The sequence below is a fragment of the Aromatoleum diolicum genome (genome assembly GCF_012910955.1).
In the GTDB taxonomy this organism is placed as follows: Bacteria; Pseudomonadota; Gammaproteobacteria; order Burkholderiales; family Rhodocyclaceae; genus Aromatoleum; species Aromatoleum diolicum.
Genome location: NZ_WTVQ01000001.1, coordinates 24,877 through 40,424 on the forward strand (window position 1 = coordinate 24,877; position 15,548 = coordinate 40,424).

The following is a 15,548-nucleotide window of genomic DNA, read 5'->3' on the forward strand; positions in this document are numbered from 1 at the left end:
CGGCACGGGCAAGAGCGGATGCGAAGTCAGCTGCGTAATGCAGCCTCCAGGCGCTCGCACACCGCGCGCAGCACCTTGATGCGAGCGAACAGCTTGTTCTCCGCCTCGACCAGCACCCAGGGGGACGTTTCGGTGCTGGTGCGATCCACCATGTCGCACACGGCACGGGCGTAATCGTCCCAGCGCTCGCGGTTGCGCCAGTCCTCGGTGGTGATCTTGAAGCGCTTGTGCGCCTCGGCTTCGCGTTCCTTGAAACGCGCCAGCTGTTCGTCCTTGCCGATCTGCAGCCAGAACTTGACCACCACCACCCCGGCCCTGGCAAGCTGGTCCTCGAAATCGTTGATTTCGGAGTACGCACGCATCCAGTCCGCCTCGCTGCAGAAGCCCTCGACACGCTCCACGAGCACACGCCCGTACCATGAACGGTCGAAGATCTCGACCTTGCCCAGACGCGGCAGATGACGCCAGAAACGCCATAAGTAGGGCTGCGCTCGCTCCTCCTCGCTGGGGGCCCCGATCGGGATGATGTGATACAGCCGGGCGTCCAGTGCCGCCGTTACGCGCCGGATCGCTCCGCCCTTGCCCGCTGCGTCGGCCCCTTCGAACACCAGCACCAGCGAGCGCTCGCGGAACGCTTCGTCACGCGTCAACAGAGCGAGCCGTCCCTGATAGTGCTCCAGCAGCTCGCTGTATTCCTTCTTTTCCAGCGGCTGCCTGAGGTGCAGACTGTTGAGCAGGTTGCGTTCGTCCGGCGCAGGCGGCAGCGGTGGTGCAGTCTGGCGCGGCGACCAGTGCTTGGCGACAGCGTCCAGCCGCCGGCGCAACGCTTCGAGCAGGGTGCGCGCGACAAAGAGCTCGCGAAAACAGGAGTCCGTACCGTCCACGATCATCCATGGCGCATCGCCACTGCTGGTGTGACGCAAGGTGTGCTCAGCGACGGAGCGATACCGGTCGTATTGCTCGTAATAACGCCAGTCCTGCTCGGTCACGCGCCAGCGGGTGCGTGGATCTTTTTCGAGCGCTTTCAGACGCTTGCGCTGCCCATCCTTCGACAGATGAAACCACAGTTTGATAAGCAGCACGCCTTCGCGCGCCAACATCGCTTCGAAGCGGTTGATCTCGTCAAGTCGCTGGTCGAGATCAGCCTTCTTCGAAATCTTGTCGACACGCTCGCGAATCGGTTCGGTATACCAGTTGCCGAACAGGATGCCGATCCTGCCGCGCGGCGGCAATGCACGCCAGAAGCGCCACATGAAAGGACGCTCGGCCTCTTCCGTGGTGGGCGAATCGAAGGCCAGCGTGTGGATATGGCGCGGGTCCATCCACTCGTTGAGCAAGTTGACCGTTTCGCCCTTGCCGGCGCCGTCGATGCCATTGATCAGCACCACCACCGCGAACGACTTCAGCTCCAGCAGATCGAACTGTGCATCGAGCAATTGCGCACGCAGTTCCGGTTCTGCCGCGTCGTATTCAGCCTTGTCCGTCTTGTGGCCAAGCTCTGCTGATTCGAACATCGCGCGCCCCCGTCAGAAATCGCCCCACAAGGTCTGAAGCGCCGCGAGCGCTGCGAGCCCTGCCGTTTCGGTGCGCAGCACGCGCGGCCCGAGTCCGACACCAATGCAGGCCGCCGTGCGACACGCAGCCAACTCATCCTCCGCCCAACCACCCTCCGGCCCCACCAACAAATGCATCGCATCCACCGGCCGCGGCAGGCTGGCCAGTCGGTGCCCGGCAACGGGGTCGAACACCAGCCGCGGCCCGGCGTGGCCGCGGGCAAGATATTCGCGCAAGCCCGCGACGGGCTCGACCGTCGGTACGCGATTACGCCCGCTCTGTTCGCACGCCGACACGGCAATCTGGCGCCAGTGCTCGATGCGCTTCGCCGCCCGCTCGCCGGACAGCCGCAGCACGGAGCGTTCGGCCTGCACCGGCACGACCGCAGCGACCCCCAGCTCGACCGCCTTCTGAATGATCCAGTCCATCTTGTCGCCGCTTGCCAGTGCCTGCACCAGCACCAGTTGCAGCGGAGATTCGCGCTCCACGGCATGGTGCCCGCCGAGCTCGGCGAAACAGCTCTTGCCGCGCAGGCACAAGATTCCTGAAACCTCACCGCCATGGCCATCGAACAGCACCAAGGGGTCGCCTTCGCGAAGACGCAACACACGTGAAGCATGATGGGCCAGCGCCTCGGGCAACTGGATTTCGCCCGTATGGGGCAGCGGATCGGGAAAAAAGAAGCGCGAAATCATCGTGCTATTATAAGGAAAGCGTGATTCTGAAGAGGCCCGCAATGGTCGCACCGGCCATATTGCTCCACATGTTCGACTGTTCGTTCCGATATCACGAGGTTCCGCGCATTTTTGGCACCCGGCTCCCCGTGAAGGATGCGTCCGGCCGTGCGGTTTCAGTTGACGCCGCACGTGCGCGGCGCAGCGCCTGATGCCGACCGGAACGCAACGGCTGGCGCAGGCGCGGGCACTCGAATCACTGGTGCGCGAAATTGCCCGAGAGGTCATCCTTCCCCGTTATCTGAAGAGCGCGCGCAACCGAAAAGCCGATGGTTCGCTGTTCACCGAAGCAGATATCGAATCGCAGCGGCGTTTTACCGAAGCCCTGCCGCTTCTCGCGCCGGGTCCGGTGCTGGGCGAGGAGATGAGCGCGGCCGAACAGGCACATCTATGGAGTGCCGGACGGCGCGGCCTGTGGTGCATCGACCCGATCGACGGCACCACCAACTTCGCCAACGGCATCCCGTTCTTTGCCGTCTCGATTGCCTATCTGGTGGAACACGAACCGCGCTTCGGCGTCGTGTATAACCCGGTCACGGACGAGTCCTTTTACGCCGCGAAGGGTGCGGGTGCGTTTCTCAACGGCGTCGCCCTGCCCTTGCGTGCCGCTGCTCCCGGCCTGCACGATGCGGTCGCGGGTATCGACTTCAAGCGCATCAGCCATCACCTCGGCGATGAACTGGCGGTTCGTCCCCCCTATTTCTCGCAGCGCAATTTCGGCTCCAGCGCCCTCGAATGGTGTTTCGTCGCCGCCGGGAGGCTCGACGTCTACGTGCACGGCGGCCAGATGCTGTGGGACTACGCGGCGGGACGGCTTATCCTCGCCGAAGCCGGAGGCGAAGCTGCCGCGCTCGACGGTGGTTCGCTGACCGCGGGTCCGGCCGTCAAGCGCGGCATAATCGCGGCGGCCAATCCGACGCTCTTTGCCGAGTGGCGCAAGTGGGTGGCAGCCCACTCCTGAGACAAGCGGACGAGGCGCATCGCCCAACGCCATGCGGGCGCGCGACCCACGCTATTATTTTTCGTTTAGTTTATTTCCATACACTCACATGAACCCGCCCCCCTCGCCTGCAACCGGCATGCATGAGCGCCGCAAATTTCTGCGGGTGCGCGAAATTTTTGAACAGGCGTGCGAGTTGATCGCGCCGTTCTTTGCCAGGGAAAACCGCTGGGGTAATGCGACGCTGGATCACCTTGCCTACCGTGTGGTGCGCGAAAACTATCCGGAACTGTCGTTCGAGGAAGTGCACGTTCTGGTAATTGCCTCACGGCGCGTGTATGCCGAACTCGATGCCGAAAACCGAGTTCCGGGCAGCTAGCGGACTACAGGCCGCCCCCGGACAATTATTGCGCGGAACGCACCATGTCGACGAAGCATCCCATCATTGCCGTTACCGGCTCTTCAGGAGCCGGCACCACGACAGTCAAACACACGTTCGAGGCGATTTTCCACCGCGAGAACGTGAATGCCGCCGTCGTCGAAGGTGACAGCTTCCATCGCTACACACGTGACGAAATGCAGCGCCTGATAGAGAACGCCGAGCGTGCGGGCCAGCGCGGCATCAGCCACTTCGGACCGGAAGCCAACCTCGTCGAAGAGCTTGAAAACCTCTTCCGCGCCTATGGCGAATCGGCCACCGGACGCTGCCGCAGCTACATTCACGACGCCGAAAGCGCGGCGCGCCGCGGCCTGCCGATCGGGAGTTTCAGCGACTGGGAGGATCTCCCGGTCGGTACCGACTGCCTGTTCTATGAAGGTCTTCACGGCGCGGCCGTGACCGAAAAGGTGGATGTCGCCCGCCACGTCGATCTGCTGATCGGGGTCGCGCCAACGATCAACCTCGAGTGGATCCAGAAGTTGCATCGCGACACGCGCGAGCGCGGCTATTCACCGGAAGCAGTGCAGGACACGATCCTGCGCCGCATGCACGACTACGTGCATTACATCGTGCCGCAGTTCTCGCACACCCACATCAACTTCCAGCGCGTGCCGGTCGTGGACACTTCGAACCCTTTCATCGCCCGCGAAGTGCCGACCCTAGACGAATCCATGGTGGTAATCCGCTTCAAGGATCCGCGCGGTGTCGATTTTCCCTACCTGCTGCGCATGATCCACGATGCATTCATGTCACGTGCCAACACCATCGTGATCCCCGGCGGCAAGCTCGATCTGGCGATGCAGCTGATCCTCACGCCGCTGATCTGGAAGCTGATGGAGCGCCGGCGCCAGTGGGTGTAGGCCCAGCCATCCGATTGCGCGCAGCGCAATTGGCCTGAGGCCGCAGGCACTTAGCCCGTTTTGCAGCGCAACAAGCCCTACCCAAGCCCCACCGTTTTCGGCGATAATTCCGCCCTTTCCCCGCCCGCCAAACCCCGAGAAATCCATGCAGCCAGCCCGCAACGAGAATCCGCGCAACGTCCGGCCTCCGGTTTTCAACCCCGTCACCGGCGCGATTCGCGCACTTGCCATGGATGCGGTCCAGCAGGCCAATTCGGGCCATCCGGGCGCCCCGATGGGCATGGCGGAAATTGGGGAGGTACTGTGGCGCCATCACCTGCGCCACAATCCGGCGAACCCGCAGTGGGCCGATCGCGACCGCTTCGTGTTGTCGAACGGCCACGGCTCAATGCTGATCTATGCGCTGCTGCACCTGACCGGCTACGACCTGCCGATCGAGGAACTCAAGCGCTTCCGCCAGCTGCACAGCAAGACCCCGGGCCACCCTGAATACGGCTACACGCCGGGCGTCGAAACCACCACCGGCCCGCTCGGCCAGGGCATCAGCAACGCGGTCGGCATGGCGCTGGCGGAAAAGATGCTGGCGGCCGAATTCAACCAACCCGGCCACGCGATCGTCGATCATCACACCTACACCTTCCTCGGCGACGGCTGCCTGATGGAAGGCATCTCGCACGAAGTGTGCTCGCTCGCCGGCACGCTCGGCCTGGGCAAGCTGATCGCCTTCTACGACGACAACAATATCTCGATCGACGGCCATGTCGATGGCTGGTTTACCGACGATACGCCGAAGCGCTTCGAGGCCTACGGCTGGCAGGTGATCCGCGATGTGCAGGGGCATGACTCGGCGGAAATCGACGCCGCGATCCGTCAGGCCAAGGCCAACATCAGCCAGCCGACGCTGATCTGCTGCAAGACCGTCATCGGCGCCGGCGCGCCGAACAAGCAGGGCAGCCATGACGTGCATGGCGCCCCGCTCGGTGCCGCGGAAATCGCCACGACGCGCGAGCACATCGGCTGGACGCATGCACCGTTCGAAATCCCGAACGACATCTACGCCGCGTGGAATGCACGCGAACAAGGGGCTACGCTCGAAGCGGACTGGAACACCCGTTTCGCCGCCTATGCCAAGGCTTTCCCCCAGCAGGCCGCCGAATTCACCCGCCGCATGCGCGGTGAACTGCCCGCCGACTGGTCCGCGCAGGTCGACGCCGTCATCGCCAAGGTCATCGACAAGGCCGAGACGATTGCCACGCGCAAGGCCAGCCAGAACAGCATCGAAGCCTTTGCACCGGGCCTGCCGGAACTCGTCGGCGGCTCGGCCGACCTTGCTGGTTCGAACCTCACGCTGTGGTCGGGCTCGAAGGGCGTCACGAAGGACGCCGGTGGCAACTACATCTACTACGGCGTGCGCGAATTCGGCATGGCGGCGATCGCCAACGGCATCAGCCTGCACGGCGGCCTGATTCCCTACACCGCCACCTTCCTGATGTTCAGCGAGTACGCGCGCAACGCGCTGCGCATGGCGGCGCTGATGAAACTGCGCCAAATTTTTGTCTTTACCCACGACTCGATCGGCCTCGGCGAAGACGGCCCGACGCACCAGCCGGTCGAACAGACGGCGACGCTGCGCCTGATTCCGAACATGGACGTATGGCGTCCGTGCGATACGGTCGAATCGGCCACCGCCTGGGCCTGCGCGATCGAACGCAGGAACGGCCCGTCGTCGCTGCTGTTCTCGCGCCAGAACCTGCCCTTCCAGACGCGCAGCGCCGAGCAAGTCGCCGCGATCCGCCGCGGCGCCTACGTGCTCGCCGAAGCGCCGGCCACCGTCAATGGCGGCAAGCCGCAGGCGGTCATCATTGCCACGGGCTCGGAAGTCGCGCTCGCCGTCGCGGCGCAGAAAACCCTGGCCGAGTCCGGCATTGCCGCGCGCGTCGTGTCGATGCCCTCGACCAACGTGTTCGACCGCCAGGACAGTGCCTATAAGCTTGAGGTCCTCCCCGCTGGCGTGCCGCGCGTCGCGGTCGAAGCGGGCGTGACCGACGGCTGGCGCAAGTATGTCGGCCTCGAAGGCGCCGTGATCGGCCTCGACCGCTTTGGCGAGTCCGCGCCTGCCGGCGAGCTCTTCAAGTTCTTCGGCATCACTGCGGAAGCGGTGGCCGAAGCCGTGAAGCAGCTCGTGAATTAAAGCGTCGGCGCCCGCGATCCCGGCGCGGTCGGCGCCGCAGTCACGGGCGCCGGCGTTGCCGATTAAGTTGTGATGTTCGTATCCATGCTCCGGGAGAATCCTCGATGACCATCAAAATCGCCATCAACGGCTACGGCCGCATCGGTCGCTGCACGCTGCGCGCTGTCTACGAACTTGGTCTGCGCGACCAGTTCGAAGTCGTTGCGATCAACGCCTCCGGCGACCTGGCGACCAATGCCCACCTGACGAAGTACGACACCACCCATGGTCGCTTCGCCTTCCCGGTCGAAACCGAAGGCGACAACGTCATGATCGTCAATGGCGACCGCATTCCCTTCTTCTCCACCAAGGATCCGCTGGGGGTCAACTGGGGCGACCTGGGGGTCGACGTGCTGCTCGAATGCACCGGCGCCTATACCGCCAAGGCCAAGGCCGAAGTGCTGCTCAAGCAGGGCGCGAAGAAGGTCCTGATCTCGGCCCCCGGCGGCGACGACGTAGACGCGACCATCGTCTATGGCGTGAACCACGACATCCTGACCGCCGCGATGACCGTGGTTTCAAACGCCTCGTGCACGACCAACTGTCTCGCGCCGGTCGCCAAGGTACTGCAGGACAACATCGGCATCGAGAAGGGGCTGATGACGACCGTGCACGCCTACACCAACGACCAGGTGCTGGTCGACGTGCGCCACAAGGATCTGCGCCGTGCGCGTGCCGCAGCACAGAACATCATCCCGACCAAGACCGGCGCCGCGAAGGCCGTCGGCTTGGTGCTGCCGGCGCTGAAGGGCAAGTTCGACGGCTTTGCGCTGCGCGTGCCGGTGATGAACGTGTCGCTGGTCGACCTGACCTTCACCGCCAGCCGTGCGACCTCGAAGGAAGAGATCAACGCGCTGATGAAGGAAGCCTCGAAGGGCGCGCTGAAGGGCGTGCTGGCGGTCAATGAGGAATCCCTGGTGTCGATGGACTTCAATCACGACTCGCACTCGTCGGTGTTCGACGCGACTCAGACGCGCGTCATGGACGGCAACCTGGTCAAGGTGCTGGCGTGGTACGACAACGAATGGGGCTACTCTTGCCGCATGCTCGACGCCGCGCGCGTCCTGCATCAGGCCAAGTAAGCTCGCAACCCGACGCCCTGCCCTTCGCGCGGGGCGTTTTTTCATCTGGATGAAATCCATGCAAGTCAAGAAACTCGCCGATCTCGCCGTTTCCGGCAAACGCGTCTTCATTCGTGCGGACCTCAACGTGCCGCAGGACGAAGCCGGCAACATCGTCGAGGACACCCGCATCCGCGCTTCGTTGCCCTCCATCAAGTACTGCCTCGACAACGGCGCTGCAGTGATGGTGACCTCGCACCTGGGCCGTCCGACCGAAGGCGAATGTCGCGCCGAAGACACGCTGGCGCCGATCGCCGTGCGCCTGGGCGAACTGCTCGGCAAGCCGGTGCGCCTGATCCGCGACTGGGTCGACGGCGGCGTCGACGTCAAGCCGGGCGAAGTCGTACTGCTCGAGAACTGCCGCTGCAACAAGGGCGAAAAGAAGGACAGCGAGGAACTGGCGAGAAAGATGGCCGCGCTGTGTGACATCTACGTCAATGATGCCTTCGGTACCGCCCACCGCGCGGAAGCCACCACGCATGGCATCGCACGCTTCGCCCCGGTGGCCTGCGCCGGGATGCTGATGGGCGCGGAGATCGACGCGCTCACCAAGGCTACCGAGAATCCGGCCCGTCCGCTGGTGGCAATCGTCGGCGGAGCGAAGGTGTCGACCAAGCTCACGATTCTCAAGACGCTGGCCGAGAAGGTCGATCAGCTGATCGTCGGCGGCGGCATCGCCAACACTTTCCTGCTCGCGTCCGGCAAGCGCATCGGCGAGTCGCTCGCCGAACCGGAACTGGTCAAGGAAGCCCAGGCGATCATGGACCTGATGAAAGCGCGTGGCGCCGAAGTGCCGCTGCCTGTCGACGTCGTCGTCGCCGACGAAGTCTCCGCCCTCGCCCGCGCCAACCGCATCCCGGTGGACGAAGTCGGCCCCCACGACCGCATCCTCGACGTCGGCGCGAAAACCTCGGCCAAACTCACGGACATCATCGCCCACGCCGGCACCATCGTCTGGAACGGCCCGGTAGGCGTGTTCGAGCACAACCAGTTTGCCGGCGGCACCAAGATGATGGCATCGGCGATCGCCCACTCCGAGGCCTTCTGCATCGCCGGCGGTGGCGACACCTTGGCGGCGATCGCCAAGTTTCACATCGCCCAGGACGTCGGCTACATCTCGACCGGCGGCGGCGCCTTTCTGGAGTTCCTCGAAGGCAAGACACTGCCCGCCATCGAGGCGCTGGAAGCCCGCTTCAGGGACTGACACACGTCGCTGCAGCCCGATCGCACGATCGGGAGAAATGACGAACGGCCACCCGAGGGTGGCCGTTCATTTTGTTGCTCCGGGCGTACTCAGCCGCAGCGGCAGGTACCGCAACCGCCGCACTTTTGCTTGCGCGTAAGCAGATATTCCGCAATCTGCTCGCGATCGAACTCGAAATGGTCACTGCTCTCGTAGCCGATACCCGGCTGAAACGCCTGACCGTCAATCATGATGGTCAGTGCGTGCATGTCACTTGCAGGGTCATGGGCAACTGACAAATCGTAGCTGCCGCCACGCGGCAGGTTGTCGAGCAGGGAACGGGTAACGTCGTCGATCATTGGTGCTTTTCCTTCAGGGTCTCAAACAGCCATCGGGCACGCGTAAGCGCAATACCCGAACCGGCATGAATTTTCAGGGATTCAGGGCGCGCAGATATTGTCCGATGTCAACCCTCTGCATCTCAGCGCGTGTAATACCCCACCCCCACCAGCATGTCACCGACCTTGCGCAGGAAGGAGTGCTTGGTCTCGACCTTGTCTGTGACCGGGTTGCGCCATGCGTATTCGAGTTCGCCCTCGCCCTTGCGACCGACAATGTTGAGCATGTCCGCGACAATCGGCTTGCCTTTCGGATCACGCAGCAAGCGCCCGTCACTGCCGACCATCTTCGGGGTCGCGCCATGCGCGAGGAAGCGCTGCGTGTTGAAGTCGATCACGAACACGTACAGGTCATCCTGAATGTACCCGCCGTCGATCGCATTGAACGCCCCGATCGCTGCCTCGCCCCTTTCCTTCAACGCGGCCACCGCGCGGTCCAGCAGTTCCCTGGCCTGCGCGGGCGTCGCGCGCGGCACGTAGTAGCCAACCGCGATAATCCGCTCGCCGACCTTGCGGAACAGCGTGACTTTGGGTTCCTCGCGCTTGTCGACACGGTTGAGCCAGCGGTACTCCACCCGCCCCGATTCGGCCTGCGCCGCGGTGTCGAGCATTTCACGGAAGAACGCCTTGCCTGCGGCGTCCTTCATCGTCGCAACATTGCGCCCCACCAGGGCCACCGATGATCCGCCGCTGGCGAGCATCGTGCCGTCCAGCGCAAGGGCATAGACGTAGAGTTCGCGGTCGACAAAATCCGGGGAGCGGTTGAATTCCTCGAGCGCGGCATCGCCCACCGCGCGAAAACGCGCCACGGCCCTGTCGAGCAAGTGCTGGCTGCGCTTTTCGTCGGCGCGCTGCACGAGACTCGCCTGCCCCGCGGAGAACGCGGATTCGGCCGCTTGGGCGGGCAACAGCGCCATGCCGAGCAGGCACAGCGAAAAAATGCGAAGCGTTTTCATGGCGATTGAAAGTCCCGGTTGAATTGCTGCAGGCAAAACTATCGGAACTTGGAGTATTTGTCGAGAAGCACAACAGTGGCGAGCAATCCCGCTTCCCACTACAACCACTCATCCTGCACATTAGCCGGACTCCGCTGCATGTGTGGGACACGCATCCCGCACGGGTAGAATTGGCGCCACGACACGCGAACCGCTACGGAGACAGCATGCCCCGCCACACCAAGATCGTCGCGACTCTCGGCCCTGCCTCATCCGACCCGCAAGTGCTCGAACGCATGGTCCATTCCGGGATCGACGTCGTGCGGATGAATTTTTCGCACGGCAAGGCGGAAGACCATGTCGCCCGTGCGACGGCAATTCGCGATGCGTCCGCGCGCACCGGACGACCGGTCGGCATTCTCGCCGACCTCCAGGGCCCGAAAATCCGTGTCGGAAAATTTGCAGGTGACCGCGTGCACCTGCAGAAGGACGCGGAGTTCATCCTCGACGCGCGCTGCGAACTGGGCGACAGCGGGCGCGTCGGCTTGGATTACAAGAACCTGCCGAAGGACGTGAAGTCCGGCGACGTGCTGCTACTCGACGACGGGCGCCTCAAGCTGATTGTGACTCGCGTGGTCGGCGCGGAAATCCATACCCTGGTGCGCGTCGGCGGCGAGCTGTCCAACAACAAGGGCATCAATCGCCAGGGCGGCGGCCTGACCGCACCGGCGCTCACCGCCAAGGATATGGACGACATCAAGACCGCTGCGCAGATCGGCGTCGATTTCGTTGCCGTCTCCTTCCCCAAGAGCGCCGCCGACATGTACATGGCGCGCCAGTTGCTGGGTGCGGCGGGTTGCGACGCGCTGCTCATAGCCAAGATCGAACGCACCGAAGCGGTGGCCAATCTCGACGAAATCCTCGACGCATCGGATGGCATCATGGTCGCGCGCGGCGATCTCGCGGTGGAAGTGGGCGATGCGGCCGTGCCGGCCTTGCAGAAGAAGATGATCCGCGCCGCGCGCGACCGCAACAAGCTCACGATCACGGCGACACAGATGATGGAGTCGATGATCGGCAGCCCGGTACCGACGCGCGCCGAAGTGTCGGACGTCGCCAACGCCGTGCTCGACGGCACCGACGCGGTGATGCTGTCGGCCGAAACGGCCTCCGGCAAATATCCGGTCGAAGTCGTCGAGGCGATGAGCCGTGTGTGCCTCGAAGCGGAAAAATCGTCCGACGTCACGCTCGACCGCGACGTACTCAACCGCGTGTTCACGCGCATCGATCAGTCGATCGCGATGGCCGCGATCTGGACCGCCTGGCACCTGAAGGTCAAGGCCATCGCATCCCTGACGCAAACCGGCTCGACCGCGCTGTGGATGAGCCGCCTCAATAGCGGCGTGCCCATCTACGCGCTGACCCCTGAGGTTGCCGCACGCAACCAGATGACGCTGTATCGCGAAGTGTTCCCGCTGCTGATGTCGCAATCACACCAGGACCGTGACGTCCTGCTGTGGGAGGCCGAGCAGATCCTGCTCGACCAGGGCGTGGTGGAGCGCGGTGATCTGATCGTACTGACCATCGGCGAACCCATCGGCGCCTCCGGCGGCACCAATACGCTGAAGATCGTGCGCGTCGGCGAACACTCCGCCCCGCAGCTCACCGAGCAATAGAAGGTCGTCCGCAGGATCACAGCTGTTAGACTCGCGCGCTCGTGCAAAAGACTGCCTCCAGGTGCCCGCCATCGGCGGGAGAATCGGGAATGCGGTAAGGCGTCCCCCGTCCCGGGGCGCCGATTCCGCAGCGTGCCCAACGCTGTAAGGGGGACCGCCGCCGCAACATGCCACTGACCGACGGGTCGGGAAGGCGCGGCGCGGGATGATCCCGAGTCAGAAGACCGGCCAGGAGGAGAATTGCGGCGGGCAGGCCCGCTTGCCGTCCATCGTGCTTCAGAAGGGGAATCCATGAAGAACTCCACTCCGGGCCACCAGGCCCACCATCATTTTGACGACGCGGAACGCGCCGCCGTCTATCGCAACATCCTCGCCCGCCGCGATGTGCGCGGCCAGTTCCTGCCCGACCCGGTCGCCGACGACGTGCTCGCACGCATCCTCACGGCGGCGCACTTTGCGCCCTCGGTCGGCTTCATGCAGCCGTGGAGCTTCGTCGTAATCCGCAACCAGCACGTCAAGCAGCGCGTGCACGATGCCTTCACGGTCGCAAATGCAGAAGCGGTGCAGATGTTCGAAGGCAAGCAGCGCGAAGTGTATTCAGGCCTGCGCCTGCAGGGGATTCTCGAAGCTCCCGTGAATCTGTGCATCACTTGCGATCGCGACCGTGCCGGGCCGGTCGTGATCGGACGCACGCACATCAAGGCGATGGATATCTACAGCACCGTCTGCGCAGTCCAGAACCTGTGGCTCGCGGCCCGCGCCGAAGGCCTCGGCGTAGGCTGGGTAAGCATATTCCGGCAGTCGGCGATCCGCGAGATCCTGTCGCTGCCGGAGCGCATCATCCCCATCGCCTACCTGTGCGTCGGCCATGTCAGCCATTTTCTCGATCAACCGGAACTACAGACGGCGGGCTGGCGTCAGCGGCTGCCGCTTGACGAGTTGGTCCACTTCGACGGCTGGGGGGGAGATCGCCCCGACGGAGTGGTCCTGCGCGATGCACTGCGACGCGCGCAAGAGGATGCGTCCCGGGGAATCCCTCCGACCTAGGACAGGCGCCCTCACTACGCACTCCTGCATTGAGTACCGAAGGCCCGTCGAAAGTATTTCGATTGATTAGCGCCGTGCCCCCCTTGTTTGATCGCCGAGTCCGGCTATAAAAGAATATCGGACCCTCGAGCGGAGAATAAGAATCATGAACGCACAGCTCAAAATTCTCGCCCTTGCAGGCGCAGCGGCCCTCTTTTCCGGCTGCGACTCCATGCCGATCAAGATGGGCGATGCGGGCGCGAAAACGCCAGCGACCGGTGCTGCGGGGGGTGCAACGGCGGAAAACGCCAGCGGTCAGCTCGAACGCTGCGACCGTTCCTTGGGCACCATCGCCGTGATCGAAGACCAGAACGCCTCCTGGTACCACATCCTGTCGGGTCAGTACCGGCTGACCTCGACGGTCCCCGTGCTACGACTGCTGATACAGCAGTCGAACTGCTTCATCGTCGTCGACCGCGGCCGTGCGATGGGCAACATGCAACAGGAACGCGCGCTGCAGCAGAGCGGCGAACTGCGCGCCGGCAGCAATTTCGGCAAGGGGCAGATGGTCAGTGCCGACTATTCATTGACACCCGAGGTGCTGTTCAGCGAGCGTGGAACTGGCGGTCTCGGTGCTGCCGCCGGCGCGATAGGTGGGGGAGTCATCGGGGCGCTTGTCGGCAACATGAAAACTAATGAGGCCGCCACCATGCTGACGCTTGTCGACAACCGCTCGGGCGTACAGGTCGGCGCGGCCGAAGGCAGCGCCAAGAACACCGATTTCGGTCTTGGCGGCCTGATCGGCGGTGGCGGTGCGGCAGCCGGCCTCGGCGGTTACACGAATACCCCGCAGGGCAAGGTCATCGCGGGCGCTTTCATGGACTCTTACAACCAGCTGGTACGTGCGGTGCGCAATTACACGGCACAAAGCATGGGCGATCGCGGACTCGGGACGGGCGGCCGCCTGGGGGTCGAAGGAGCCTCGCAGCCGGTTGGTTACTCCGGTCGCACGATGGGGCTGCGCGATGCGCAGACGAAGCTCAACAAGCTCGGCTTTGACGCCGGCACACCCGACGGCAAGATGGGCGGCAAGACGCAGAATGCACTGCGTCAGTACCAGGCCGAACGCAACATCCCCGTCACCGGCCGCCTCGATCCGGCAACACAAGCCGAACTGCTCAAGTAAGCACGATCACCTCCCACGACGGCCCGGCCAAGCCCGGGCCGTTTTCTTTCTTGAAACCGTTGGCAACGCGCCCGGGACCCATCGCCCGCCGTCTGGCGGTAAAATGCGCGCTAAATCAAATCGCACACCTGCTGTGCCCGCAATCTACCCGGAGAAGTACCATGCCCCTCGTTTCCATGCGCCAGCTGCTCGATCACGCCGCCGAAAACCGCTATGGACTGCCGGCGTTCAACGTCAATAATCTCGAGCAGGTCCAGGCGATCATGGAAGCGGCCGCCGAGGCGGACAGCCCGGTCATCATGCAGGCCTCGGCCGGTGCGCGAAAGTACGCCGGCGAAGCCTTCCTGCGCCACCTGATCGACGCCGCCATCGAGGCCTACCCGCAAATCCCCGTGGTCATGCATCAGGACCACGGTCAGTCGCCGGCAATCTGCATGGGCGCAATCCGCTCGGGGTTTTCCAGCGTGATGATGGACGGTTCGCTGCTGGAAGATGGCAAGACGCCCTCCTCGTATGAATACAACGTTGCGGTAAGCCGCGAGGTGGCGAAGTTCTCGCACGCCATCGGCGTGACCGTCGAGGCCGAACTCGGCTGCCTGGGCTCGCTGGAAACCGGTCAGGCGGGCGAGGAAGACGGAGTCGGCGCGGAAGGCACGCTGGACCATTCGATGCTGCTCACCGACCCCGACCAGGCTGCCGACTTTGTCAAGCAGACCGACTGCGACGCGCTGGCGATCGCCATCGGCACCAGTCATGGTGCCTACAAATTCACGCGCAAACCCACCGGCGACATTCTCGCGATCGACCGCATCAAGGCCATTCACGCGCGCCTGCCGAACACCCACCTGGTGATGCACGGGTCGTCGAGCGTGCCGCAGGAGCTGCTGGAGGTCATTCGTCAGTACGGGGGCGACATGAAGGAAACCTATGGCGTGCCGGTCGAGGAAATCCAGACTGCGATCAAGTTCGGCGTGCGCAAGATCAACATCGACACCGACATCCGCCTGGCGATGACCGGTGCGATCCGCAAATTCCTTTTCGAGAACCCGTCCAAGTTCGATCCGCGCGAATTCCTGAAGCCGGCGCGCGAAGCCGCCAAGCTGGTGTGCAAGGCGCGCTTCGAGGCCTTCGGCTGCGCCGGCCAGGCAAGCCGCATCAAGCCGGTATCGCTGGAAAAAATCGCCGCGCGCTACAAGGCGGGAGAACTCACCCAGGTCGTTCGCTAACGCGACGGCCCATCCGCGATTCGTCGCCGCCCTGTACAGG

The 15,548-nt window shown here is 63.9% G+C and carries 14 protein-coding genes and 1 riboswitch; of the genes, 10 read left to right on the forward strand and 4 right to left on the reverse strand.

Annotated elements, in window-relative coordinates:
• Positions 1-26: 26 nt before the first annotated feature.
• Both pap and GPA25_RS00155 read right to left on the reverse strand, forming a co-directional pair.
• Entirely contained in the window at positions 27-1,514 is a 1,488-nt protein-coding gene (gene pap / locus GPA25_RS00150; protein WP_169258326.1) for a polyphosphate:AMP phosphotransferase, read from the reverse strand.
• Between the two features lie 12 nt (positions 1,515-1,526).
• Positions 1,527-2,249: a 16S rRNA (uracil(1498)-N(3))-methyltransferase gene (locus GPA25_RS00155; RefSeq protein ID WP_169258327.1), complete on the reverse strand. Its 723-nt coding sequence runs from the start codon at positions 2,247-2,249 to the stop codon at positions 1,527-1,529.
• 190 nt (positions 2,250-2,439) lie between these two features.
• Here GPA25_RS00155 and GPA25_RS00160 point away from each other — a divergent pair, with 190 nt between their 5' ends.
• From GPA25_RS00160 to GPA25_RS00185, 6 genes are all read left to right on the forward strand, one after another.
• Positions 2,440-3,249 (forward strand): inositol monophosphatase family protein, encoded by an 810-nt coding sequence (locus GPA25_RS00160; protein ID WP_169258328.1) that lies wholly within the window; start codon positions 2,440-2,442, stop codon positions 3,247-3,249.
• A 31-nt stretch (positions 3,250-3,280) separates the two neighbouring features.
• A complete protein-coding gene (locus GPA25_RS00165) occupies positions 3,281-3,607 on the forward strand; it encodes a hypothetical protein (protein WP_246265137.1) in 327 nt (108 codons plus the stop codon).
• Positions 3,608-3,651: 44 nt separating this feature from the next.
• Entirely contained in the window at positions 3,652-4,527 is an 876-nt protein-coding gene (locus GPA25_RS00170; protein ID WP_169258329.1) for a phosphoribulokinase, read from the forward strand.
• Between the two features lie 145 nt (positions 4,528-4,672).
• Positions 4,673-6,718 (forward strand): transketolase, encoded by a 2,046-nt coding sequence (gene tkt, locus GPA25_RS00175; protein ID WP_169258330.1) that lies wholly within the window; start codon positions 4,673-4,675, stop codon positions 6,716-6,718.
• A gap of 104 nt (positions 6,719-6,822) precedes the next feature.
• Positions 6,823-7,839, forward strand: coding sequence for a type I glyceraldehyde-3-phosphate dehydrogenase (gene gap / locus GPA25_RS00180; protein ID WP_169258331.1), 1,017 nt, complete (start codon positions 6,823-6,825; stop codon positions 7,837-7,839).
• A gap of 58 nt (positions 7,840-7,897) precedes the next feature.
• A complete protein-coding gene (locus GPA25_RS00185) occupies positions 7,898-9,082 on the forward strand; it encodes a phosphoglycerate kinase (protein WP_169258332.1) in 1,185 nt (394 codons plus the stop codon).
• Positions 9,083-9,171: 89 nt separating this feature from the next.
• Here GPA25_RS00185 and GPA25_RS00190 read toward each other — a convergent pair whose 3' ends face one another.
• Both GPA25_RS00190 and GPA25_RS00195 read right to left on the reverse strand, forming a co-directional pair.
• Positions 9,172-9,420, reverse strand: a complete 249-nt coding sequence (locus tag GPA25_RS00190; RefSeq protein ID WP_169258333.1) for a hypothetical protein — start codon at positions 9,418-9,420, stop codon at positions 9,172-9,174.
• 122 nt (positions 9,421-9,542) lie between these two features.
• Complete coding sequence (locus GPA25_RS00195) at positions 9,543-10,415, reverse strand: cache domain-containing protein (RefSeq protein WP_169258334.1); 873 nt, start codon at positions 10,413-10,415, stop codon at positions 9,543-9,545.
• 206 nt (positions 10,416-10,621) lie between these two features.
• On the opposite strand from GPA25_RS00195, the gene pyk reads away from it, so the two are divergent.
• The 4 genes from pyk (at position 10,622) to fba (ending at position 15,508) form a co-directional block, all read left to right on the forward strand.
• A complete protein-coding gene (pyk, locus tag GPA25_RS00200; protein WP_169258335.1) occupies positions 10,622-12,070 on the forward strand; it encodes a pyruvate kinase in 1,449 nt (482 codons plus the stop codon).
• Between the two features lie 42 nt (positions 12,071-12,112).
• A riboswitch (cobalamin riboswitch) is annotated at positions 12,113-12,317 on the forward strand.
• Between the two features lie 44 nt (positions 12,318-12,361).
• Positions 12,362-13,117, forward strand: a complete 756-nt coding sequence (bluB, locus tag GPA25_RS00205) for a 5,6-dimethylbenzimidazole synthase (RefSeq protein WP_169258336.1) — start codon at positions 12,362-12,364, stop codon at positions 13,115-13,117.
• A 145-nt stretch (positions 13,118-13,262) separates the two neighbouring features.
• Positions 13,263-14,282 (forward strand): peptidoglycan-binding protein, encoded by a 1,020-nt coding sequence (locus GPA25_RS00210; RefSeq protein WP_169258337.1) that lies wholly within the window; start codon positions 13,263-13,265, stop codon positions 14,280-14,282.
• A 161-nt stretch (positions 14,283-14,443) separates the two neighbouring features.
• Positions 14,444-15,508, forward strand: a complete 1,065-nt coding sequence (fba, locus tag GPA25_RS00215; RefSeq protein ID WP_169258338.1) for a class II fructose-bisphosphate aldolase — start codon at positions 14,444-14,446, stop codon at positions 15,506-15,508.
• Positions 15,509-15,548: the final 40 nt, after the last annotated feature.